Raw genomic sequence first — 23,431 nt, 5'->3', positions numbered from 1 at the left:
TTTTAACCTTTTCTAAACAATCCTAATACTTCAACCGTTTCGGTAATGTTAACGAATGCATGAGGGTCAATTTCAGAAATTGTTAATTTCATACTTGCTAATTCTTCACGAGAAACAACGGTCATAAGTACACGTTTCTTTTCGCTAGAATAAGCACCTTCGCCATCAAGTAATGTAATTCCACGTATAACAGTTGAAAGAAGTTGTTTTTTCATTTTTTCTGCTTCATTTGTTACAATCATAAGTGTAACCTTCCGATGTTTCGTATGAATAGCATCGATAACTTTACCAGTTACATAAATCGAAAGTAAGCTTGTAAGAGCAACATCCCAAGTGAAGAAGAATCCTGCAATGATTACAACGACTGCATTTAAAACAATAAGGAATCCGCCAAGTTTAATATCTCTTTTGCGAGACAACAACATACCGATAATATCAAATCCACCAGTTGATCCATTACAGTTAAAAACAAGACCGATACCAGCTCCGGCAATGACACCACCAAAGATAGATGATAAAAGCGGATCTGTTGCGACGACTTTCACTGGAACATAGTATAATGCAACAGATAATACAATAACAGAGATAATCGTGTTAAAAATTACTTTTTTTCCAAGACCTATGTATCCTAAAATAAGGATAGGTAAGTTTAATACAAAGTTAATAATACCTGTGTTTACAGGAGTTACAATCCCTAAAATAATAGCAATTCCGCCAATTCCACTACTTAAAATTTTGTGGGGGATAAGGAAAAGATTAAAGGCAATCGCAATAATAATAGAACCAATAATAACACCAAGAAATCTGACCATCTCTTTCCCGTCCTTCACTAAAAAATTCATATTATTTCAAGATTATATATGATATTGAAAGTTTTGGGTAAAAACAGTTTATTTCGGGAAATTAGATTAATCAAAAGAATTTGAGTATTTTATTATTTGAAAGGGGATACAGTTGTGAAGATAAAAACATATCAACAGAAAAGCCCGTTGAAGCAAGAATGTGAGGATTCTTATTTTTGTAATGAAGAAAAAAAGATGTATGGTGTATGTGACGGTGCAACACCACTTGTCCCATTTCGTGATGAAAAGGGACATAATGGAGCATACATCGCTTCGCATTTATTTGCAAGTTATTTTGCTTCATTACGTGAAAATCATAGTTTACCAGTTGCAGTTGCAAAAGCAAATGAAGCATTGCAAAGAAAAATGTTAGAATATGAAGTAGACACGAGAAAAAAAGAGCATTTGTGGTGCACATGTATTGCGGCAGTGCAAATAGATGGGGAGAAAATTGAATACGTACAGTTAGGGGACTGTATGATTGTCGCAATACTTCAAAATGGAACGATGCAAGTATTAACGAAAGACACAGTTGAAGGAATTAGTAAACGAGCAAAAAAGAAAAGAGAAGAAGATCGTAAAAAGGGATTATCTGTACCGGAAGAACATGTTTTTCAAGATGTGCGAGAACAGTTAAAATATAATCGTTATCTTGCAAATGTGAAGGATGGGTATTCCGTTGCGAATGGAATGAAAGAAGCGATTCATTATTTGCAGCATGGGGAATTACATATAGATGAAGTGAGTGGGATTTTTATTTGTTCAGACGGATTATTCCACCCAGATTGGCCACTCGAACAAACTGTTGCATATATAAGAAAGAATAGTATAAATGAATATGTAGCAATTATTGAAGAGCTAGAAGGGGAAAAGAAAATACGACCAGATGATAAAACAATTATGATCATTGATTTTTAAGGGAGATGTTCAAATGGAAATTAAATGTGTTAATTTAACATTTCAAGATGAATTAGTTCCTTTAGAAAAAGTGAATAAACTGATTATCCATCATACATCCGAAGATGGATGGGATGTGTATAAAACACATGAATTTCATCAAAAAGTAAGAGGATGGAGCGGAATCGGTTACAATTATTTTATTGAAGAAGATGGAACTGTAATCGAAGGACGAGGTTTACATATTGGAGCACATGCGAAAGATAATAATAGAGATACAATTGGAATATGTATGACGGGTAATTTTGATAAATATGATCCAACTACCGCACAAATGAATGCATTATATTCTTTATGTAAAATGTTTATGAAACAGTTTGCTATAAAGAAAGAAAATATACTCGGTCATAGGGAGCTAGAAGGCGTTACAAAAAGTTGTCCTGGAAAGCGTTTTTCTATGGTAGAGTTAAGAAACGTACTATCTTACATATAGAGGAGTAATAAATGATGATGAATATAAAAATACCAAATGATAAAAAAGAAGAACTAGTAGCACAAATTCAGCAATTTTTCGTTGAGGAAGATTTAGATGAAATTGGGCGCTTCCAAGCAGAGCGTTTAATAGAAGAAATGATTAAATTAGTAGGACCATTTGCATACAATCAAGCAATTGGAGATGCTAGAAAGCTTGTAACAGAGAAATTATCTAATATTGAAGAAGATTTATATGTATTAGAGAAGAATGAAGGGAAGTAACCTTTCTCTAATTATAAAATAAGTATTTGCCACGGCTTCTTTCCGATATTTTATTTGGAAAGGACTATGAAATTGTTTTTGAACATATAAAATAAACTTTTTCTTTTTTACCAAAAGGGATCCTATAATTTAAAAAACGTTATTCTTTCTTAACAAGCTAGATGAGAAAGAATAACGTTTTTTTAGATTGAGATTAAAAATATATTATGTTAATTTTATCTTTTTTTAATAGTTTATTTATGGGCAATTTATAGTTGCTATTTATAATTTCTATATACAACAGCTATGGATATTACGAAAAAAAACTTGGAGGTGTAAGCGATTAGCTGTAATCAAAATTTAAAACATGAATTGCTCACATAGAATCTTATTTTGGAAGATAAGTGGTGTAATTCTTTGTTAAATGAAGGGATTGGGAAACTATGAATAAAACAATTTTAAAAACATGTATCATATCAGCAGTTTTAGGTGGAAGTTTATTAAGTGAAACGAATGGAGAGGTGAAAGCAGAAGCGGTTACACCAAACACGAATCATACTGGTGTATTCAAAGATGTTCCAAAGGGGCACTGGGCATATGAGGCGATTCAGCAATTAACAGGTGAGAAAATCATTTTTGGCTATGATGATGGAAGATTTGGTTTTGGAGATAACGTAACACGCGAACAGGTTGCAGCTTTAATGTATCGTTATTTTAATATGGAAGAAAACAAAAATTACCAAAATCCATACGGTGACGTAAGTGAAGATTCAACAAGCTATATAAAGGAAATTTTATCGTTAACAGAAATGGGGGTTTTTAAGGGGGATGAGCATGGAAACTTTAGACCAAAGGCATCGTTAACACGCGCAGAAATGGCGCAGGTTCTTACAAATGCTTTTCATTTAAAAGCAAAGAGTGATCACACTTTTACTGACGTTTCAACGAACTCATGGGCAAGAAATGCAATTAGTGCTGTTCAAACAAATAATATTACAAAAGGAGTAGGAGAAGGGAAGTTTGCTCCAAGTATGGATGTGACACGTGAACAATACGCACAATTTTTATATAAAGCAATACAAGAAACTGAGCAAACTAAACAAACGAAAGGGCAACTACTAGCTAGCATACTTGGTGAAACAAATTGGCAAGGGACAAAAGTCTATGACAAAGATCATAATGATGTGACGAAAGAAAATCAAAATTTCATTGGGCTTGCAAAATATGATGTTAAAACTGCAAGGTATGAATTTTTTCATGCAAATACAGGAGAGAGTCGTAATGATAGCGGTACCTTTTTTATAACGAATGATGGAAAGAAAAGAGTATTAATTTCTGAAACGCAAAATTATCAAGCAGTTGTTGAATTAACGCAATTAGATAAGGAGAAATTTACATATAAAAGAATGGGGAAAGATGCAAAAGGGAACGATGTAGAAGTGTTTGTTGAACATGTTCCTTATCATGAAAAAGAACTTTCTTTTACGCGACCTGATAAAAGTTTAGAAAGCTCGACGGGGAAAATAGTTACGGACGTTGATGGAGATGAAATTTTATCTAGTACACTATGGAATGGAACGGTAGTATTAGACGAACAAGGTAATAATGTAACAAAATATAACTCAAACTTTATTAGTCTAGCAAAATACGATAAAAATACAAATAAATACGAGTTTTTCAATGTGAATACAGGTGAAAGTCGTGGAGACTATGGTTTCTTTGATGTTGTACATGGTAATAAAATAAGGGCTCACGCTTCGTTAGGAAATAATAAATATGGTGCTGTCCTTGAACTTACTGAGCTAAATAAAGAGAAATTTACGTATACAAGACTAGGGAAAGATGCGAATGGAAAAGATATAAAAATCTTTGTTGAGCACGAACCGTATACAGGTGACCTAAAACCAAATTTCACAAAGTAAGATGTAAAATAGTTGTTTATAGACAAAAAGATACCTTCAGGCATCTTTTTGTCGTTTTAAAATGATTTTATGGGCAAATATAAACTTTAGTAACTTACTACTTGCCCAATCGTACATCCTGGTTCTTTTTTATTTATTCTCTTTATGCTCTTTATATTCATTAACTTTCTCTTTTACATTACTGACAGTATCTTTAGCAGTGCCTTTTACTTTATCCCATTTTCCTTCAGCTTGTAATTTTTTGTTGTCAGTTACTTTCCCGACAACTACTTTTACTTCACCCTTTACCTTATCAATAGCACCTTCTACTTTTTCTTTTAAACCATGATTATGTTTAGTCATACATTTCTCCTCCTTGTAGTTTGATTAGAATTCTCTTTTCATATTGCAAGTTGAATGATGTATCTAGTTTGAATATTCAAATGATTAATGATATAGAAAAAGAATTGTCATAAAATGTATAAGATTGTAATGCAAGGAGAAGGAATGTTAATTATATGTCTTTTGCAGTCCATATTGATTTTGTATAAGCAATTTTCATATGGGCACGTTCCAAATTGTTTTGACTGCTGCTACCAAAGCGGGCTTGTCCAACTATCAAATGACAGTTTGTCGCTATAGCTTTTTCTATTCGTTTTTGAATTAATGCAGTATGACAGCCTTTACGTTGAAATTCTGGCAAAGTAGCAGAAGCAGCTAATGAAGCAATCCCATTATTTATGTACAGGACACCAATGCCTGCAGGAGTATTTTGAATTTCTGCTATGAAAAAATGCCATCCTGGTTTATCGTAAAGAATTTCGTTATTATGGCGAACTCCATCTTTTGTAAAGGATGGCATATTAAATCCGCGTACATATATGTCTGCAAAAATATGAAATTCATTTTCTTTCAGTTGGCGTACTGAAATGTTAGAAGGAAGCAGAGATCGATCTTCTCTCGGTATACTATATAAAGCTGTATGGAAGTTGGATTGGTAAAATCCTTTTTCAGATAAGTGTTGAAATAATTCAGTTGTACCTTGAGCGGGTGTAATTTCAAAACGACAAGGAATTTGTAGCGATTGATAATAAGAAATGATTTCATCTATCTCATCTGTATTTGTAAATGTAATACCTTTTACCGTATTAAAAGCTGGACCAGCAATTACTTTTGATGAAAAAGCAGTGGCACTCCCGAACTTTTTCATTTGTAATTGCATTGGATTACCGTTTATTGCTTGCAGTAACGCTAATCTAGAAGAGAGCATATGTATTTCTGCGTTTTCAATTTCTTGAGCTGTATTAAGCGTCATAATCGTACTCATAAAATTCCTCCGTCAATAAATATATTTCATAGTACATATACGATGTTTGTTCTAAGATTCCTGTTGAAATGTAAGAGAATAAGAGGTTTTTTGGAAGGGAAATGGAAGTGAATTGTCGAAGGGAGTAGAAACAGATTAAAGGTGGTGCTCTCATGAAACAGAAAGACGTGCAGACATGCTCTAATTGTGGTTCTCAAAATATAGGAGAAGGTGAGTTTGTCGGTTATGCACAAATACGGAAAAAGGAGACGATGTTCACATCTTCACCAGTAGATGCTTATATTTGTACAGATTGCGGAAATGTCCTTTTATTAAAAGTACGACATTATGAAAAGTTTAAGCAGAAGCCGTTATGATTATTGAAAAGTGTTTTTATTAGAGAAGTTAATAGGAATAATATTTTACATATATATGAATACGCCTTATATAAAGAGATGACAACATATACTGTGTGGGATGCTTATTAATCGTTGCACAACATACAAAAATGTATAGAAGAAATTGTGAATTAATATGAGAAAGAAAATTAGCCCTTCTTGGAATATTTCATATCGAAAACTCCTTTAAATGAATAAGGGAGTTTTTATTTTTTATAACAATAATTACCTTTAATTGTTATAATTGGTTATTGATATAGGGTGTTTTTATTCACGCCATAATCATAAAAGAAAACTAGCTAAATTGTATAGAAAATGACTATATAACACAATCGCAACTGTAAGTTGACAAAGTGCAACCGCAGGAAGATAGAGATAAGGGCAATGTTTACATACAATTTAGTTAAGAAAACAAAGGAGGACACACATATGGGGTTTGGTGAAAAGCTTTTTAAATTAAGAAAGGAAAAAGGCCTTTCTCAAGAAGCATTAGCTGAGAAATTAAACACAACAAGGCAAGCGGTTAGTAAATGGGAAAACGGTCAAGGTTTTCCTGAAACTGAAAAGTTAATAATGATTGGAAATGTATTTGAAGTATCACTCGACTATTTATTAAAAGAAACTGCTGAGCAAAGTAATGAAAATGTGGAGGGCTATTACGTAAGTCAGGAAATGGCAGAAGGGTATGTAGTGTATGGACAAAAAATCTCTAAATATATTGCATTAGGATTTAGTTTGCTCATTTTATCGACAATACCGTATTTATTATTTAAAGAAAATGCAACAATGTCGACATTCCTTGTCATTATTATTGCTGTCCTTGGAATTGGAGCAATGATGGTACCTGCAACGATAGAAGAGAGCCGATACAATGTATTGAAAAAGGAAGAACTATTATTTGATCAAAACTTTCTAAAAGAATTGACAAAAAGATATGCGATTATTAAGAAAAAGTATGCAGCAGTAATAATCATTGGATTTTGTTTTATAGCTGCAGGCGCAATCCCGTTTTTGTTTGAGAAAAAGCATATCACTTCAGGAGAATTAGTGCAGTATTACCCTTACTGTGTTGTACTTATTGCAATTGGAGTCTATCTTTTTGTTCGTGTGTTAGGAGTATTAGAGGTGTATCGAATTTTAGTAGAAAATAAAGAATATAGTAATCGTCTTATTTTTAAACTGAAAAAGAAAGTGAGAGAAAAAGTGAATAATTTTTAATAGGAGAAAACATATTTTTATTAAAAGTTAAGATAGGAGTGTAATGATGTCAAATCTTCTAGAAATTGAAAATTTAAGTAAATCATTTGGAAATAAAATTGTTTTAAGAGATGTTTCCTTCAATGTGCCGTCTGGATCAATTGTTGGATTCATTGGTAACAATGGAGCTGGGAAATCAACAACCTTTAAAACAGTATTACAATTAATTTCTAAAGATAATGGTACAGTGAAAATATTTGGTAAAGAAAATATAAATAAAGATGCCAAGAATAAGGAAAAGATAGGAGTCGTATTCGATGCTATGAATCTACCGACTCATCTTACAATAAAGCAACTAAACAAAGTTTTTGAAAAGATGTTTGAATCTTGGGATAGAGAAAATTTTTACCGATTAGTTCATTCTTTCTCTTTACCTACTAATGAAAAAGTAGGTAGGTTTTCCCGTGGAATGTCGATGAAACTATCTATAGCTGTTGCATTGTCGCATAATGCCAAATTATTAATCCTAGATGAAGCGACGGGAGGTCTTGATCCTTCATCTAGGGAGGAGGTATTAGAGGAATTAAAAAGTTTTGTGAGTAAAAGTAATGGTGGTATACTACTTTCTTCTCATATTATGAGTGATGTAGAAAAAATAGCTAGCCATCTTATCATTATAAAAGATGGAGAAATTTTATTGAATGAAGAAAAGGATAAGGTTTTGGACAATTATGCCATTGTAAATGTTGATGAAGAACAACTAACTTTAATCAACAAAGATATAGTTGTGGTGAAAAGGAATAATGGTTCTTATTTCAATGTACTTGTATCAGATGTGCATAAACTACCAAATGGGATTGCTCATAGAACCATTTCGATAGAAGAAATAAGTGTTTTATTAACGAGGAGTGAAAAATAAATGAAAGGTTTATTATTGACAAACTATTATTTAGTGTATCGAACTTTCTTTATGTTTATGGGAATAGCGATAGTAGGATCGGGATTTGTTTTTTATTTTGGTAATGCTTCAATGTACCGTTTAATCGCTACGCTCATTATCTTATTTGCTACGATTCCTGCACTTGAAGTTATTAAATATGAGAGGAAGTCGGGGTATGAAAAATATGTACTTACTTTACCGGTTACTAGAACTAACATTGTACAAAGTCACTATCTTTTCTATTTTTTAGTTGTAATTATTGGTACTTTACTATCGTACGGCATATTTTATGTACATGGTTTCGTTTCAGATACACCAATTGATGATGGTATATTTAAGAGTGTTTCTTTAGGGACGTTCATCATTCTTAATGCCGGAGCAATAGCTTATCCGCTTCTCTATGTTTTTGGAGCAGAAAAATCTGATGCTATTACAATTGGAGGCGCATGCGGGGGACTTGTTACTTATTTTGGATTACAAAGTGTAATTGGCTTTCTAATAGAACAATTTCCAATATCAAATTTAAATTTATCTGTATACGTTTCAATTCTATATACAATATTTGGCGTTATCATATACATCTTTTCTTTTGTTATTTCGGTATTTATATATCGTAAGAAGGAGTTTTAGTATGTTTTCTCTTAGTATTTTCTAAATTATTTCCAAAAAATAATTCAGAAAATACAGAAAAATATAGTAGTTATTTGTAGAAGTCTGTTATAATAAACAAAAAATGAAAACGCTTTAAAGGGGGATATAACCAATATGATGATGAATGTACCGCTAACAATTAGTTCTATGATGGAAAGAGCAGAAAAACTGTTTTCAAAGAAAGAAATTGTTTCACGGACACATGATACAATTACGACGTTAACGTATAAGCAGTTAGGTGAAAGGACGAGAAGGCTTTCCAGTGCGTTAAAAAAATTAGGAATTAAAGAAGGCGAGCGTATAGGAACGTTAGCGTGGAATCATCATCGACATGTGGAAGCATATTTTGCTATTCCTGGTATTGCTTCCGTTTTACACACAATTAATATTCGTTTATCTCCTCAACATATTTCATATATTATTCAGCACGCAGAAGATCGCATGCTACTTATTGATGAAGATCTCGTACCACTCGTTGAAAATATTCAATCACAACTATCAACTGTACAAGCTTACATTATTATGACTGATAAAGATGAACTTCCAAATACTACGCTAGAACCTGTATATCATTATGAAAAGCTATTAGAAGAAGGCGATCCAAATTTCCAATTTGTAAAAGATATTGATGAAAATACACCTGCTGGTATGTGTTATACGTCAGCGACTACAGGAAATCCAAAAGGTGTTGTATATACGCATCGTAGTACTGTACTGCATTGCATGGCACTCGGTTTAGCGGATACAGCTGCTTTATCGGAAAGTGATGCAGCAATGGCGATTGTACCGATGTTCCATGTGAATGCTTGGGGACTTCCTTTCGCTGCTACTTGGTTTGGATCAAAACAAGTTCTTCCAGGACCGATGTTTACGCCAAAAATTTTATTAGAAATGATCCAATCTGAAAAAGTGACGTTAGCTGCTGGTGTGCCAACAATTTGGCTCGGTGTATTACAAGAGTTAGAAAATAATAGTTACGATTTATCTAGTATGACGAGAATACTATGCGGTGGTGCAGCTGCACCGAAAAGTGTTATTAAAGCATTTGAACAGAAATACAATGTTCCGTTCATCCATGCATATGGTATGACCGAAACAAGCCCACTCGTAACACTTGCACGTTTAAAAAGTTATGAAACAGAATTATCATATGAAGAGCAATTAGAAATTAGATCAAAACAAGGGTATCTTGTCCCTGGTGTAGAGATGAAAGTAGTCGGTACAAATGGTGAAGTGAAGTGGGACGGTACGGAGATGGGAGAACTATGTTTACGAGCGCCATGGATCGCTGAAAGCTATTATAACGATGAGCGTACTGTCGAAGGTTTTCGTGATGGTTGGTTATATACAGGAGATGTTGTCACAGTGGACGAGGAAGGCTGCGTGAAAATCGTTGACCGTACGAAAGATGTTATTAAAAGCGGAGGCGAGTGGATTTCTTCAGTTGACCTTGAAAATGCTTTAATGGCACATGATGCTATATTTGAAGCAGCTGTCGTTGCCGTTCCTCATCCGGAGTGGCAAGAGCGACCAGTTGCATGCGTCGTTCAAAAGAAAAATAGTACAGTAACAAAAGAAGAAATATATGGATTTTTAAAACCACAATTTGCGAAGTGGTGGTTACCAGACGATATTGTATTTATGGAAGAAATACCGAAAACATCTGTTGGGAAGTTTTTAAAACAAGCACTTCGGAAAGAACTTGAGCATTTGCATAAAGAGAAATAATGGAATTTACATTTGTAAACTTATGATTAAAACAAGTTGACAAATGCTAGATAGAAAGATAATATAACTCCTATAATATGTTATCTAAAAGTCGTTTTAAGTTTACAAATAGGAGAAGCACATATGAATACAAAAAACTTAGTTTTCGTCGCTTTATTTAGTTCTATTATGGGAGTGTTAGGATTAATACCTCCGATTGCTCTTGCTATTACACCAGTTCCGATTACATTACAATCACTCGGTGTTATGCTTGCTGGTGGATTGTTAGGCTCACGTCTCGGTGCGTTAAGTCAGCTTATTTTCTTACTTATTGTAGGAGTTGGAGCACCATTGCTTGCTGGTGGGCGCGGTGGTCCAGGTGTATTTATTGGACCAAGTGCAGGATATTTACTTGGTTATATCGTTGGAGCGTTTGTCATTGGTTATTTAATTGAGCGCTTACGTGAAGTTTCTATAATAAAGGTATTATGTATTAATATAATTGGTGGTATTTTTGTAGTTTATGTATTTGGCATTACTGTACAAGCTTTCTTAATGGGTGTTTCCGTATGGGAGACGATGAAAGTGAGTGCTGTGTTTTTACCAGGTGATTGCCTAAAAGCGATTATAGCAGCGATTCTCGTAACGAAATTACATCGTTCATTGAAACATATAATTACGCCTGCTCTAAAGAGCGAGAAATATACAAATGCGGGATAAGAAAGAAAAGAAACACGTTCATTGCGTGTTTCTTTTTATTATTTTGTAGAGAAAGGGACAAATTATATGGGAATTACAAAAGAATATAAAAAACATGCCTTTTTACAACCAAATAAAATAGCGATAAAGGAAAATAATCGAGTTTTAACATATAAAGAGTGGTTTGAGTCAGTGTGTAAAGTAGCAAATTGGTTGAATGGAAAAGAATCGAAGAATAAAACGATAGCAATTGTATTAGAAAATCGTATAGAGTTTTTACAACTATTTGCTGGTGCTGCTATGGCCGGATGGGTTTGTGTGCCATTAGATATAAAGTGGAAACAGGATGAGCTCAAAGAAAGAATTGCAATCAGTAATCCGGATGTGATTGTGACAGAACGATATAAGATAAATGATCTACCTGGTGAAGAAGGAAGAGTAATAGAAATCGATGAGTGGAAAAGAATGATAGAGCACTATCTGCCTACATATCAGCCTGTAGAAAATGTACAAAATGCTTCGTTTTATATGGGATTTACATCAGGATCAACTGGAAAAGCAAAAGCGTTTTTACGTGCACAACAATCGTGGGTTCATAGTTTTGATTGTAATATACATGACTTTCATATGAAAAAAGAAGATTCTATTTTAATAGCTGGGACGCTCGTTCATTCTCTTTTTTTATACGGTGCAATAAGTGCATTACATATAGGACAAACGGTGCATATTATGAGAAAGTTTATTTCAGATCAAGTGCTGGATAGGTTAGAAATAGAACATATTTCTGTCATGTATACAGTGCCGACAATGCTAGAATCTTTATATAAAGAAAATAGAGTAATAGAAAATAAAGTGAAAATTATTTCGTCAGGAGCGAAATGGGTAGCTGAAGCGAAAGAAAAAATTAAGAGTATATTTCCTTATGCGCAAAAATATGAATTTTACGGTGCGTCGGAACTAAGTTTTGTAACAGCACTAATTGATGAAGAAAGCGATAGAAGGCCAAATTCAGTAGGGAAACCTTGTCACAATGTGGAAGTTCGAATATGTAATGAAGCAGGAGAAGAAGTACAGAAAGGTGAGATAGGAACTGTTTATGTAAAAAGTGATCAGTTTTTTATGGGATACATATTAAATGGGATTTTAGTTCCAGAGATGAGTACGGATGGTTGGATGACGGTACGGGATGTAGGGTATGAAGATGAAGAAGGGTTTATTTATATTGTCGGTAGAGAGAAGAATATGATTTTATTTGGAGGAATTAATATTTTCCCAGAAGAAATAGAAAGTGTATTACATGAACATCCAGCTGTAGATGAAATAGTTGTAGTTGGTGTGAATGATAGTTATTGGGGTGAAAAGCCTGTCGCCATCGTAAAAGGAGGCGCTACGAAGCAACAATTAAAAAGTTTTTGCTTACAACGATTATCCTCGTTTAAAATACCGAAAGAATGGCATTTTGTAGATGAAATACCGTATACAGACAGCGGTAAAATCGCTCGTATTGCAGCAAAAAATATGATTGGAAATCGGGAGAAGATATATGAATAGAGCGGTTATAGTAGAAGCGAAAAGAACGCCTATTGGTAAGAAGAATGGGATGTTGAAAGATTATGAAGTTCAGCAATTAGTAACGCCGCTTCTTACTTTTTTAAGTAAAGGAATTGAGAGAGAAATAGAAGATGTCATATTAGGTAATGTTGTTGGGCCAGGGGGGAATGTTGCGAGATTATCTGCTTTAGAAGCAGGACTTGGTCATCATATTCCTGGTGTAACGATTGATCGGCAATGTGGTGCCGGATTGGAAGCGATTCGCACCGCATGTCATTTCATTCAAGGCGGGGCAGGTAATTGTTATATTGCAGGAGGAGTAGAGAGTACAAGTACATCACCTTTTCAAAATAGAGCGCGATTTTCACCAGAAACAATTGGTGATCCTAATATGGGAGTGGCGGCTGAATATGTTGCAGAGCGTTATAATATAACGCGAGAAATGCAAGACGAATATGCTTGTCTTAGTTATAAACGGACATTGCAAGCATTAGAAAATGGATATTTACAAGATGAAATACTTTCTTTTAATGGATCTTTTGACGAAGCTATAAAACGAGAAATGAAGTATGAAAGACTGATTAAAAGAACAAAGCCTGCATTTTTACAAAATGGTACAGTAACGGCAGGTAATTCGTGCGGTGTAAATGATGGGGCATGTGCCGTTCTTGTAATGGAAGAGGGGCAAGCTCGAAAATTAGAATACAAGCCTGTACTTCGTTTCGTTCGTAGTGCTGTAGTTGGAGTGGATCCAAATCTTCCGGGGACTGGTCCGATATTTGCGGTGAACAAATTATTAAACGAAATGAATATAAAAGTAGAGGACATCGATTATTTTGAAATAAATGAAGCGTTCGCTTCAAAAGTTGTTGCTTGTGCAAAGGAGTTACAAATTCCTTTCGAAAAATTAAATGTAAATGGTGGGGCAATTGCGCTCGGTCACCCGTACGGTGCATCTGGTGCTATGCTTGTAACACGTTTGTTTTATCAGGCACAAAGGGAGTATATGAAATATGGAATTGCGACATTAGGAATTGGTGGTGGAATAGGGTTAGCGCTATTATTTGAAAAAGTAGAAGACTAGAAAAGAACTAGTTTTCTACTTTTTGAGGAACATAGGCATTGCTACCAGGTTTTGCTTTTATTTCATTCCAAGCAGCAATAGCATCAGCGTTTGATTTTCCTTTATTATTTGGATCTTCGAAGAAGTCGCGAATAAAGCGATTGTATTCAAACTGCACGCTGATCGTTGTTTTATAAGAAGGATCTTTTTTTCGCTCGTTTTCTTCATACCAAAACGTTATCGCATCTTCATATGTTTTTCCAACATTCTCTTTAAAAAACTTTTGAAGAGCTACTGTAAAGCGGAAGTTTGCTCCGATTTTTTCTTTGAAAAAAGCACGAACATCTTCACTACAGCGGTGATTGTTAGTAATAACAGTTTGCAGGGAAAGATCTTTATAGGATAGGGGGGGGTTACTCAACTTTTGGCCGGAGCCGTTTTTTAATATTTTCCCAGTATGTAAATAATGGGAGATACGCTCGGTTATTTCGATCTTAGAGCCACTAGCTGGCAAATCATGGTCACGACAAAATGTTTGCAGTTCTGCTTTTAACCAATAATAGTTTTGGAAATCTGTAAGTGATATAGATTTTGTTAAAGGTGGACGCATAGATATAAAAACTTCTTTCTTCCATAATTTCCTTTAATTATAAAACATACGTTCTTTTTGTGGAAGGATTAATTTGTAAATATAACGGGAAGAGGAGATTGCATATGGAAAATGTAATGCAAGTTCGAGTTACGGGAATTTTAATTGAAGATGAAAAGGTATTACTAGTAAAGCAAAAAGTTGCTAATCGGAATTGGTCTTTACCTGGAGGAAGAGTAGAGAACGGTGAAACGTTAGAAGAAGCAATGATTCGAGAAATGAGAGAAGAAACAGGGTTAGAAGTTAAAATTAAGAAGCTACTCTATGTTTGTGATAAACCGGATGCTAGCCCATCTTTATTACATATTACGTTTCTGCTTGAAAGGATTGAAGGTGAAATTACGCTACCTTCTAACGAGTTTGATCATAATCCGATTCATGATGTGCAAATGGTACCGATTAAAGATTTAAGTCAGTATGGTTTTTCGAAAATTTTTATCACTCTTATAAGTGGCGGTTTTGCAAATGCAGGGAGTTATCAAGGGTTGAAACAACATATAGGCCTGTAAATATAGTTGAAGGATAGCAGTTAGCTATCCTTCATAGACATGTTTTACACTGCTGACTGTAAAGAAGAAACAAGTTGATTTAAAAACTCTTCCCCGGTCATAATCGCTTTTCCGCCGCCGCGCGCACTCTTTTTATTTCCGCCACCTTTTCCTTCAATTGCAGGAAGAGCATCTTTTAAAAGTGCGTTCATATCAAGCGTGACTGTTTTTCCGCAAGCGAGGATGCATTGTAGTTTGTCCTCATTTTGAATAACGAAATATGTAATGGCATGCTCTTGTTGTTCTGTAATAATAGCAGAAAGTTTTGCGATTTCTTGCATAGAACGATTTGTAAATACTTGAGAAATAAGTATGCTAGTATGTATTTCGGCAGGTTGTTGCAGTAGTTCATTTGCCTCTGCATATAATAATTTTTCATTCATTGTTTGTATTGCTTTTTCGTTTTCTTTTTGAGAAGTAAGAAGTTGTGCTACTTTTGCTGGAATATCACTCTCGCTACTGTTTAATTGTTTAGAAACATCCTTTATAATTTGTTGCTGTTGCCCCATAAGTTTTAGTGTGCGCCAGCCAGCTATAAACGTTAATCGTATGCCGCCTTTATTACGCTCCCATCCTAGTACTTGAATAGGACCTACTTCACCTGTACGTTTCGGGTGTGTTCCGCCACAGCCGTTATAATCAAAGTTTTCGATAATAACAACGCGTATATTTTCTGTCATAGTCGGTTCTTTACGAAGGGGTAATGTTTTCGCTTCTTCTAAGTTCATCCACAGGGTACGGATTGGATGGTTTTCGAAAACAATTTTGTTTGCAATTTGTACCACTTCTTCAACCGTTTCTGCATGAAGATTTTCTGTTTCTAAATCGATTGTTACCGTTTCTTTACCAAGATGGAATCCAATCGTAGGTATGTTAAAATGGTCCCAAAAAGCAGCAGATAAAATGTGCTGAGCCGCATGTTGCTGCATATGATCAAAACGACGCTCCCAATTAATTTTACCTTCTACTTCTTCGGTATGTAATTGTTCTGTAGTGAAGTGAGGGATTTCTTCATTGACTTCTTCAACATCGAGTACAGCAATGTCATTTAAAGTTCCAGTATCATGGGGCTGCCCGCCACCTGTCGGATAAAATGCTGTTTCGTTTAAAACAACGTATAAGTTACCGTTTTTATCATAATCTTGCTTTATAATTCTAGTAGTAAAGTCTTGCTTATAAGCGTCAGTGTAATATAATTTTTGCTCCAATTTTTTTTCCCCTTTCGTGTTCACTAGTTTCATTGTAAAGCAATCGAAATTAGTTTCCTAATATTTCAGAAGAAAGAAACTATTTTTAGAATTTTCTTGCTATAATAAGAGGAAGAAAATGCGGGGGTGGAATGAATATGTTATATGAAAACGGCGTAGATAAACTGCTTAGTTTAAGCAAAAATATTTCTGAATTGTACCGAGAATTAAATGAAATGACCCGGATTTTAACGGACTGTAATCGAGAAAGTGTGAAGTTTGATCGGTTATATGTAAAAGAGGTAATGTGGAAGAAAGAAGATGTAATAGAGAAATATGACCAGCTACTTGTGCAACTTTGTATAAATGAATGCTTTGATCTAAAAAGTGTCATTACAGGGGAATATAAGTATACATATGAAGAAGTAGAAAACATCGTTTTACAATTTAATGAGAAGTATAATGTCGCAATTTTAATTAAAGATGTTTGTAAAGAACTACAGTTTACATATGGCATAGATATGGATATAACGAGAACAGCGAGGGTATCAACAGCGCAAGTATAAAAAGGGAAAAGAAAGCAGATCCTTTGCTTTCTTTTTTTATGTAAGAACAGGGAGAGTAGGTTTTTAAGATGAAGGGGAAGTTGCAAAATATTCATCCGTTAGGAATGACAATTATAATAGGGACTTTATTTGCGAGGTTCGCCACGTCAATGAGTATTCCTTTTTTAGCAATTTATTTAACGACTGTGAAAGGCGTATCAGCTGGAATGACGGGTGCTATTATCGGAACGAGTGCACTTGTTGGAGTGTTTGCTAGTTTTATCGGAGGGAATTTATCTGATCGATTCGGACGAAATATGATTATAATATGGTCTATGATCGTTTGGGTGTTTGTATTCATTGGTTTTTCACTTGCAGATCATGTTTTAAGTTTCTTTTTATTAAATGCTTTGAATGGATTATGTAGGTCCTTTTTTGAACCGACGTCAAGAGCGTTATTATCAGATTTAACGAAACCTGAGTATCGTTTACTAGTATATAATTTGCGTTACGGTGCAATCAATGTTGGAGTGGCGATTGGCCCACTTGTCGGGTTACAGATTGGAAGCGCAAAATCAACAATTCCGTTTTTAGTAGCAGCTGGAGTATACATTCTATATACAGCTATATTAGCGTTCCAATTTAAGAAGTATCCGATTGAAAAAAAGAAAGTAACTACAGAAAAGCCTGTCACGATGTTAAATGCAATTCGCATTTTGCGAAAGGATGTCGTTTTTTTAGTTGCGTTGGTTGGTATTATTTTGAGTAATTGTGGTTTTTCTCATTTAATGACGACAGTATCTCAATATTTTGCAAATGCACATATATTTCAGGATGGAGTGAAATTATTTTCATATATGCTAGCTTTAAATGCGATTGTTGTAGTCGTAATTCAATACCCTGTTATTCAAATTTGTAAAAAGTATACACCGTTAGTATCCATAATGGTGGGAACTTTATTTGTGAGCGGAGGATTGTTTGGATTTGGAATAGTAGAATCTATGCTAGGTGCTGCTATGTGCACAATTATTTTTACAATTGGAGAAGTTCTCATGTTTTCAATGACGGACGTATTTATAGATGGTATAGCTGTTTCGCATTTAAAAGGCACATATTTTGGAGCAATGGGATTTTCAGGAATTGGAGCAGTAATTGGTCCATGGTTCGGGGGAGTACTTCTCGATTACTACGGGTACCAAAATGGATTTATTGTTTTTTCAGCGCTAGCTATATTTGCAACTGTAGCATTTCCTGTACTTTTAGTTACAAAAGGTTTATTGAAAAAAAGGGATGATAGAAATTGTAATTTAGAACTACATGCGAAATAAAGTGAAACTTTAATCAGTGGGGGGTGTTCATCCCCCACTGATTATTAGTTGAACCAATCGGACGTTTACGGACAGTTGATCTCCCACCTAACTTCTTTGCTCCAACTGCATTTTGAGGTGGGAGTTTTACTGTCCGTTAACGCGGGATAAAATAAGCCCCAGCAGACGGCTGGGGCTTATTTTTGTATTTATTTTACTTCTCAATTTGAAAAAGAACTTTTTCTTCATGTTTATTAGCAACTTCATTTTTGGAGATATGAATGGCTAAATATCCATTCTCTAAGCAGGCTAGCATCTTCTTATAAATAATAGTAGCGGGTAAAGGAATGATCCGCTGTAAAGAACTATTATTATGAAGTATGCAAATATTTAGGCCTGTCTTCATCTTTTCAATGACTACATTTTGTTCGGATACATTTGGTACATCTGTTTCCAAAATGTATTCTTGTTCAGTTTCGCAAAGGTCAATATGAATTTGATTTGGGAAACTAAAGTTACTACAAGAGTCAGAACAAAACTGATCCATCCATTCTTCGAAACCATCAACATGAAAAAGACAATCCTTCTTTTTCTTGCCCATGTAAGACACCCTCCGTAAAATCTCAATTCATACTATGTTATGCATGAATGAAGTAGGGGTGAAGAATAAATGGAAAAATATAAACATTGTATGTGGTAAAGGCAGCTAGTGTGAACCTTTAGTTTTACATATCATGATGTGCATGATGTTTTTGGCGTGAATGGTTACGGTTTTTTACTTTATGAGATCCGCTTAATGGTTCAGGTTGTCCCTTTTTTTCTTTTGCTTCACGATTGTTTTTGCTCATTGTATGTGACACCTCCTCTTTCTCTTTAGAATGAGAGAAGTTTGCAAATTTATACGAGAATGTTTTTAGAAAAAAAGGTAAAGATAATTGGGACTAACTATTATGGAAAGGGGATTATATAATGCCATATCATAAAGATAAACAGCAAGCTTTTCAAGCAGCGCAGCAAGGAGTTACACAAGCAGAGCATGCATATAACAACATTGTGAAAAATAATCCAAACTACGGTCATGATTTAAAAGAGTTACGCCAAGAGGTTCAGGAGGCGTATGAACAGATTCAAAATGCGTTAGAAGTAGCTTCGGAAACACAACGCCCACAACTTGAGCAATACGAAAATAATCTCCAAAATATTATGCAACATGTAGATCAATTAGAAAAGTAAATGAGGTTGTTGTGTATTCGACAACCTCTTACTTTAATGAACATTATGCGAAAACAGAAAATTTTTCTATTCGTTTTTTCTTTATTATGCGCAGTACATATATTTCAAATTGAAAAAGTGGAAGCGAAAATGTTGCTCAGAAAAGAGCTAGAACCAACTGGCTATGTAACGTGGGAAGTACCTAATAATGAAAAGATTATTGCCATTACATTTGATGATGGCCCAGATCCAACTTATACACCGCAAGTTTTACATTTATTACGTCAATATAAAGCAGAAGCAACATTTTTTATGATTGGATTTCGAGTGCAGCGTAATCCATATTTAGTGAAACAGGTGTTAAAAGAGGGACATGAAATTGGAAATCATACGATGAATCATTTGTATGCGAGTAATTCATCGGATGAAAAATTAGAAAATGATATTTTAGATGGAAAGAAATTTTTTAAAAAATGGGTGAAAGAACCTTTGCTATTCCGTCCACCTGGCGGATATATTAACGATGCTGTATTTAAAACAGCGAAAGAAGCAGGTTATCAAACTGTTCTATGGTCATGGCATCAAGACCCACGTGATTGGGCAAATCCAGGGGTAGAATCTATCGTAAATCATGTAGTGAAACATGCTAAAAGTGGAGATATCGTATTGTTACATGACGGGGGAAATGATCGTAGTCAAACAGTAGCAGCGCTAGCAAAAATTTTACCTGAACTGAAAAAGCAGGGCTATCGATTTGTAACGGTTTCGGAATTGTTACGTTATAAACATTAGAAAAAATCCCAAAAGGTGAATGTTCCTTTTGGGATTTTTCGTTACTGGTTCTTTTTGCGTTTCTTATTATTTTGTCGTTCTGCAGCAGTTAAGTTTTCATTTGCAAACTCTTCGTTATAACCAGCACCTTGTCCTTGGGCAGATGCCGCATTCATTCCTGAAATAGTATGATTTGCTTTTCTTTTACCCATTTTATTTCACCTCTATAACTTTTTTGTAAGTTGCATGATGAGCAGTTCATAGTATGTATGAACTGTAAAGAAAGCGCTAATAGAGCACTTTACTTTATGGTAATAGTATTCATAAGGAACATGAACACTATTCAAATTTAGAAACATAAAGAAAACTTATGATAATCTATAAGTTTCTTATTATTTACTTATTTAGAAAGTTGTAATAAGATATTATCGTAAGGTATTGAAAAGTTTGTCTACATTTTATATTCAGACAACTTAGTCACGTTTAACAGGGGGGAAACATAATGGTCAAACATAATCCATTTCAATCACGCGCAACTTTTGAAGTAGATGGAAAAACGTATCATTATTATGATTTGAAAGCGCTTGAAAACGCAGGGGTTGGCAACGTATCTCAATTACCATATTCCGTGAAAGTTTTACTTGAATCAGTACTTCGTCAAGTAGACGGACGTGTAATCACAGAAGAGCATGTTACAAATTTAGCGAAATGGGGAACGAAAGATGTGCAAGATATCGATGTTCCATTTAAACCATCTCGTGTAATTTTACAAGATTTCACTGGTGTTCCAGCTGTTGTTGATTTGGCTTCGCTTCGTAAAGCAATGGCAGACATGGGTGGGGATCCTGATAAAATTAATCCGGAAATTACTGTAGACCTTGTAATTGATCACTCTGTACAGGTTGATAGAGCGGGTACGGCAGACGCGCTTGCATTCAACATGGACTTAGAGTTTAAACGTAATGAAGAACGTTATAAATTTTTAAGCTGGGCACAAAAATCATTTGATAACTATCGTGCAGTTCCACCAGCTACAGGTATTGTACACCAAGTAAACCTTGAATATTTAGCACCAGTTGTTCATGCTGTAAAAAATGCTGAAGGTGACTTAGTTGCATACCCAGATTCATTAGTTGGAACAGACTCACATACAACAATGATTAACGGTATCGGTGTTCTTGGATGGGGCGTTGGTGGTATTGAAGCAGAAGCAGGAATGCTTGGACAGCCTTCATACTTCCCAGTACCTGAAGTAATCGGTGTGAAATTAACTGGTACACTTCCAAGTGGTACTACAGCAACTGACGTTGCATTAAAAGTAACGCAAGTATTACGTCAAAAGGGTGTAGTTGGTAAATTCGTTGAGTTCTTCGGTAATGGACTAAAGAGCATGCCTTTAGCTGACCGTGCAACAATTTCAAACATGGCACCAGAATACGGCGCAACTTGTGGATTCTTCCCAATCGACGAAATTTCATTAGAATACTTACGTTTAACAGGTAGAGATGAAGAGCAAATTCGCGTTGTTGAAGAATACTGTAAAGCGAACGGATTATTTTATACAGCAGACAGCAAAGATCCAATTTACACTGATCTTGTTGAAATTGATTTAAATACAATTGAATCTAACCTTTCTGGACCGAAACGCCCACAAGATTTAATTCCACTTTCAGAGATGAAAGATGCGTTCCACAAAGCTGTTTTAGCGCCAGTTGGAACACAAGGACTTGGATTTAATGAGCAAGAGTTCGATAAAGAAGTGAAGGTTACATTAGAAGATAAAGAAGTAACGATGAAAACAGGTGCAATTGCAATCGCTGCAATTACAAGTTGTACAAATACATCAAACCCATACGTATTAATTGGGGCAGGTTTAGTTGCGAAGAAAGCAATTGAAAAAGGACTTAAAGTACCTGAGTACGTAAAAACATCATTAGCACCAGGATCTAAAGTTGTTACTGAATACTTAGATAAATCAGGTTTAACAACATATTTAGATCAATTAGGTTTCCAAACAGTTGGTTACGGCTGTACGACTTGTATCGGTAACTCTGGTCCATTAGCGCCAGAATTAGAAGAAGCAATCGCAGCAAATGATTTACTTGTAACATCTGTTTTATCTGGTAACCGTAACTTTGAAGGTCGTATTCACCCTCTTGTAAAAGCAAACTACTTAGCATCACCACCACTTGTTGTGGCATATGCACTTGCAGGTACTGTTGATATTGACCTGAAAAATGATGAAATCGGTAAAGATGCAAATGGCAATGCTGTTTACTTCAACGATATTTGGCCATCAGCTAAAGAAATCGAAGATGTAGTTCAAAGCGTTGTTACATCTGAACTGTTCAAGAAAGAATATGCACAAGTATTTAATAGCAATGAGCGCTGGAATGAAATCCAAACTTCAAATGAAGCTTTATATACTTGGGATAATGATTCAACATACATTCAAAACCCACCATTCTTTGAAGGATTATCTAAAGAACCAGGTGAAGTTGAAACGTTATCAGGCTTACGCGTAGTTGGTAAATTTGGTGACTCTGTAACGACAGACCACATTTCACCAGCAGGTTCAATCGGTAAGCACACACCAGCTGGACGCTACTTATTAGAAAACGGCGTACAACCAGTTGACTTCAACTCTTACGGTTCTCGTCGTGGTAACCATGAAGTTATGATGCGTGGTACATTCGCGAACATCCGTATTAAAAATCAAATCGCACCAGGAACAGAAGGCGGATATACAACATATTGGCCAACTGGTGAAGTAACGTCTATCTATGATGCTGCTATGAAATATAAAGAAGATGGCACAGGCCTTCTAGTTGTTGCTGGTAAAGATTACGGTATGGGAAGTTCTCGTGACTGGGCTGCGAAAGGTACAAACTTATTAGGTATTAAAGCAGTAATCGCAGAAAGCTTCGAGCGTATTCACCGTAGTAACTTAGTGTTAATGGGTGTGTTACCACTTCAATTTAAAGATGGCGAAAGCGCTGAAACGTTAGGTCTTGTCGGTAACGAGTCATTTGAAATTCAAATTGACAAAACAGTTAGACCACGCGATCTTGTAAAAGTAGTTGCAACTGATGCAGATGGCAACGAAAAACAATTTGAAGTAGTAGCTCGTTTCGATAGTGAAGTTGAAATTGACTACTACCGTCACGGTGGTATCTTACAAATGGTTCTTCGTGAGAAAATTGAAGAATCTAAAGTATCGAACTAAATAATTGAAATGAACGATAAGGAAGCTAACAACTGTTAGCTTCCTTATTTTATGGAAAGGGATGAAACCAAGTGGTTTCATCCCTTTCTTTTTACTATA

Annotated in this window: 26 protein-coding genes; 18 read left to right on the top strand and 8 right to left on the bottom strand. The window is 34.9% G+C overall.

The annotated features are described in order from the left end of the window. Nucleotides 1-2 precede the first annotated feature (2 nt). Nucleotides 3-812 carry a YitT family protein gene (locus AAG068_RS17870; RefSeq protein WP_342715280.1) on the bottom strand — a complete coding sequence of 270 codons (810 nt, stop codon included), beginning with the start codon at nucleotides 810-812 and terminating at the stop codon, nucleotides 3-5. 126 nt (nucleotides 813-938) lie between these two features. On the opposite strand from AAG068_RS17870, the gene AAG068_RS17865 reads away from it, so the two are divergent. The 4 genes from AAG068_RS17865 to AAG068_RS17850 all read left to right on the top strand — a co-directional run bounded on the left by AAG068_RS17865 (nucleotide 939) and on the right by AAG068_RS17850 (nucleotide 4,396). Beyond that, entirely contained in the window at nucleotides 939-1,760 is an 822-nt protein-coding gene (locus AAG068_RS17865; protein WP_342715279.1) for a protein phosphatase 2C domain-containing protein, read from the top strand. Between the two features lie 13 nt (nucleotides 1,761-1,773). Beyond that, entirely contained in the window at nucleotides 1,774-2,232 is a 459-nt protein-coding gene (locus tag AAG068_RS17860) for a peptidoglycan recognition protein family protein (RefSeq protein WP_144488125.1), read from the top strand. 11 nt (nucleotides 2,233-2,243) lie between these two features. Continuing rightward, nucleotides 2,244-2,495, top strand: coding sequence for a DUF2164 domain-containing protein (locus tag AAG068_RS17855; protein WP_001994665.1), 252 nt, complete (start codon nucleotides 2,244-2,246; stop codon nucleotides 2,493-2,495). Between the two features lie 422 nt (nucleotides 2,496-2,917). Further along, nucleotides 2,918-4,396: a DUF4822 domain-containing protein gene (locus AAG068_RS17850; RefSeq protein WP_342715278.1), complete on the top strand. Its 1,479-nt coding sequence runs from the start codon at nucleotides 2,918-2,920 to the stop codon at nucleotides 4,394-4,396. Nucleotides 4,397-4,525: 129 nt separating this feature from the next. Here AAG068_RS17850 and AAG068_RS17845 read toward each other — a convergent pair whose 3' ends face one another. Further along, nucleotides 4,526-4,738, bottom strand: coding sequence for a CsbD family protein (locus AAG068_RS17845; RefSeq protein WP_342715277.1), 213 nt, complete (start codon nucleotides 4,736-4,738; stop codon nucleotides 4,526-4,528). Nucleotides 4,739-4,889: 151 nt separating this feature from the next. Then, entirely contained in the window at nucleotides 4,890-5,702 is an 813-nt protein-coding gene (locus AAG068_RS17840) for a GNAT family N-acetyltransferase (RefSeq protein ID WP_342715276.1), read from the bottom strand. Nucleotides 5,703-5,854: 152 nt separating this feature from the next. Between AAG068_RS17840 and AAG068_RS17835 the strand changes: the two genes are divergently transcribed. From AAG068_RS17835 to AAG068_RS17800, 8 genes are all read left to right on the top strand, one after another. Beyond that, entirely contained in the window at nucleotides 5,855-6,058 is a 204-nt protein-coding gene (locus tag AAG068_RS17835; RefSeq protein ID WP_000810212.1) for a hypothetical protein, read from the top strand. A 450-nt stretch (nucleotides 6,059-6,508) separates the two neighbouring features. Further along, the gene (locus tag AAG068_RS17830; RefSeq protein WP_342715274.1) at nucleotides 6,509-7,297 is read left to right on the top strand and encodes a helix-turn-helix domain-containing protein; all 789 of its coding nucleotides are present in this window, start codon (nucleotides 6,509-6,511) and stop codon (nucleotides 7,295-7,297) included. A 46-nt stretch (nucleotides 7,298-7,343) separates the two neighbouring features. After that, nucleotides 7,344-8,195, top strand: a complete 852-nt coding sequence (locus AAG068_RS17825) for an ABC transporter ATP-binding protein (protein ID WP_342715273.1) — start codon at nucleotides 7,344-7,346, stop codon at nucleotides 8,193-8,195. Further along, entirely contained in the window at nucleotides 8,196-8,846 is a 651-nt protein-coding gene (locus AAG068_RS17820) for an ABC-2 transporter permease (RefSeq protein ID WP_342715272.1), read from the top strand. Between the two features lie 135 nt (nucleotides 8,847-8,981). Beyond that, entirely contained in the window at nucleotides 8,982-10,595 is a 1,614-nt protein-coding gene (locus tag AAG068_RS17815) for a long-chain fatty acid--CoA ligase (protein WP_342715271.1), read from the top strand. Between the two features lie 123 nt (nucleotides 10,596-10,718). Then, the gene (locus tag AAG068_RS17810; protein ID WP_342715270.1) at nucleotides 10,719-11,294 is read left to right on the top strand and encodes a biotin transporter BioY; all 576 of its coding nucleotides are present in this window, start codon (nucleotides 10,719-10,721) and stop codon (nucleotides 11,292-11,294) included. A gap of 66 nt (nucleotides 11,295-11,360) precedes the next feature. After that, nucleotides 11,361-12,824, top strand: a complete 1,464-nt coding sequence (locus AAG068_RS17805; protein WP_342715269.1) for an acyl-CoA synthetase — start codon at nucleotides 11,361-11,363, stop codon at nucleotides 12,822-12,824. After that, entirely contained in the window at nucleotides 12,817-13,908 is a 1,092-nt protein-coding gene (locus AAG068_RS17800; RefSeq protein ID WP_342715268.1) for an acetyl-CoA C-acyltransferase, read from the top strand. Before AAG068_RS17805 ends, AAG068_RS17800 begins: the two co-directional genes overlap by 8 nt. Nucleotides 13,909-13,915: 7 nt before the next feature. Here AAG068_RS17800 and AAG068_RS17795 read toward each other — a convergent pair whose 3' ends face one another. Next, complete coding sequence (locus tag AAG068_RS17795; RefSeq protein ID WP_342715267.1) at nucleotides 13,916-14,497, bottom strand: DUF6434 domain-containing protein; 582 nt, start codon at nucleotides 14,495-14,497, stop codon at nucleotides 13,916-13,918. A 104-nt stretch (nucleotides 14,498-14,601) separates the two neighbouring features. Between AAG068_RS17795 and AAG068_RS17790 the strand changes: the two genes are divergently transcribed. Then, entirely contained in the window at nucleotides 14,602-15,045 is a 444-nt protein-coding gene (locus AAG068_RS17790) for an NUDIX hydrolase (RefSeq protein ID WP_098346158.1), read from the top strand. Between the two features lie 44 nt (nucleotides 15,046-15,089). Here AAG068_RS17790 and AAG068_RS17785 read toward each other — a convergent pair whose 3' ends face one another. Next, complete coding sequence (locus AAG068_RS17785; RefSeq protein WP_342715266.1) at nucleotides 15,090-16,292, bottom strand: alanyl-tRNA editing protein; 1,203 nt, start codon at nucleotides 16,290-16,292, stop codon at nucleotides 15,090-15,092. Nucleotides 16,293-16,429: 137 nt separating this feature from the next. Between AAG068_RS17785 and AAG068_RS17780 the strand changes: the two genes are divergently transcribed. Next, on the top strand, nucleotides 16,430-16,837 hold the full coding sequence (locus tag AAG068_RS17780) for a hypothetical protein (RefSeq protein WP_000965145.1): 408 nt from the start codon (nucleotides 16,430-16,432) through the stop codon (nucleotides 16,835-16,837). 68 nt (nucleotides 16,838-16,905) lie between these two features. Next, on the top strand, nucleotides 16,906-18,144 hold the full coding sequence (locus tag AAG068_RS17775; protein ID WP_342715265.1) for an MDR family MFS transporter: 1,239 nt from the start codon (nucleotides 16,906-16,908) through the stop codon (nucleotides 18,142-18,144). A gap of 193 nt (nucleotides 18,145-18,337) precedes the next feature. Here the strand turns inward: AAG068_RS17775 and AAG068_RS17770 are convergent, their stop codons facing one another. Both AAG068_RS17770 and AAG068_RS17765 read right to left on the bottom strand, forming a co-directional pair. Continuing rightward, nucleotides 18,338-18,724, bottom strand: a complete 387-nt coding sequence (locus AAG068_RS17770; RefSeq protein WP_142337733.1) for an Hsp20/alpha crystallin family protein — start codon at nucleotides 18,722-18,724, stop codon at nucleotides 18,338-18,340. 124 nt (nucleotides 18,725-18,848) lie between these two features. Further along, the gene (locus AAG068_RS17765; protein ID WP_000042141.1) at nucleotides 18,849-18,971 is read right to left on the bottom strand and encodes a small acid-soluble spore protein P; all 123 of its coding nucleotides are present in this window, start codon (nucleotides 18,969-18,971) and stop codon (nucleotides 18,849-18,851) included. A 121-nt stretch (nucleotides 18,972-19,092) separates the two neighbouring features. Here AAG068_RS17765 and AAG068_RS17760 point away from each other — a divergent pair, with 121 nt between their 5' ends. Then, nucleotides 19,093-19,356, top strand: coding sequence for a hypothetical protein (locus AAG068_RS17760; protein WP_342715263.1), 264 nt, complete (start codon nucleotides 19,093-19,095; stop codon nucleotides 19,354-19,356). 45 nt (nucleotides 19,357-19,401) lie between these two features. After that, complete coding sequence (pdaB, locus tag AAG068_RS17755) at nucleotides 19,402-20,127, top strand: polysaccharide deacetylase family sporulation protein PdaB (RefSeq protein ID WP_342715262.1); 726 nt, start codon at nucleotides 19,402-19,404, stop codon at nucleotides 20,125-20,127. Between the two features lie 41 nt (nucleotides 20,128-20,168). Here the strand turns inward: pdaB and sspO are convergent, their stop codons facing one another. Continuing rightward, the gene (gene sspO, locus AAG068_RS17750) at nucleotides 20,169-20,318 is read right to left on the bottom strand and encodes an acid-soluble spore protein SspO (RefSeq protein WP_000518051.1); all 150 of its coding nucleotides are present in this window, start codon (nucleotides 20,316-20,318) and stop codon (nucleotides 20,169-20,171) included. A gap of 290 nt (nucleotides 20,319-20,608) precedes the next feature. Between sspO and acnA the strand changes: the two genes are divergently transcribed. After that, complete coding sequence (acnA, locus tag AAG068_RS17745; protein WP_342715261.1) at nucleotides 20,609-23,332, top strand: aconitate hydratase AcnA; 2,724 nt, start codon at nucleotides 20,609-20,611, stop codon at nucleotides 23,330-23,332. The last annotated feature ends 99 nt before the right edge of the window (nucleotides 23,333-23,431 follow it).

The organism is Bacillus paramycoides, from assembly GCF_038971285.1.
GTDB lineage: Bacteria > Bacillota > Bacilli > Bacillales > Bacillaceae_G > Bacillus_A.
Note: the sequence above shows the minus strand (reverse complement) of the source record. Positions and strands in the feature narration are given on the sequence as shown.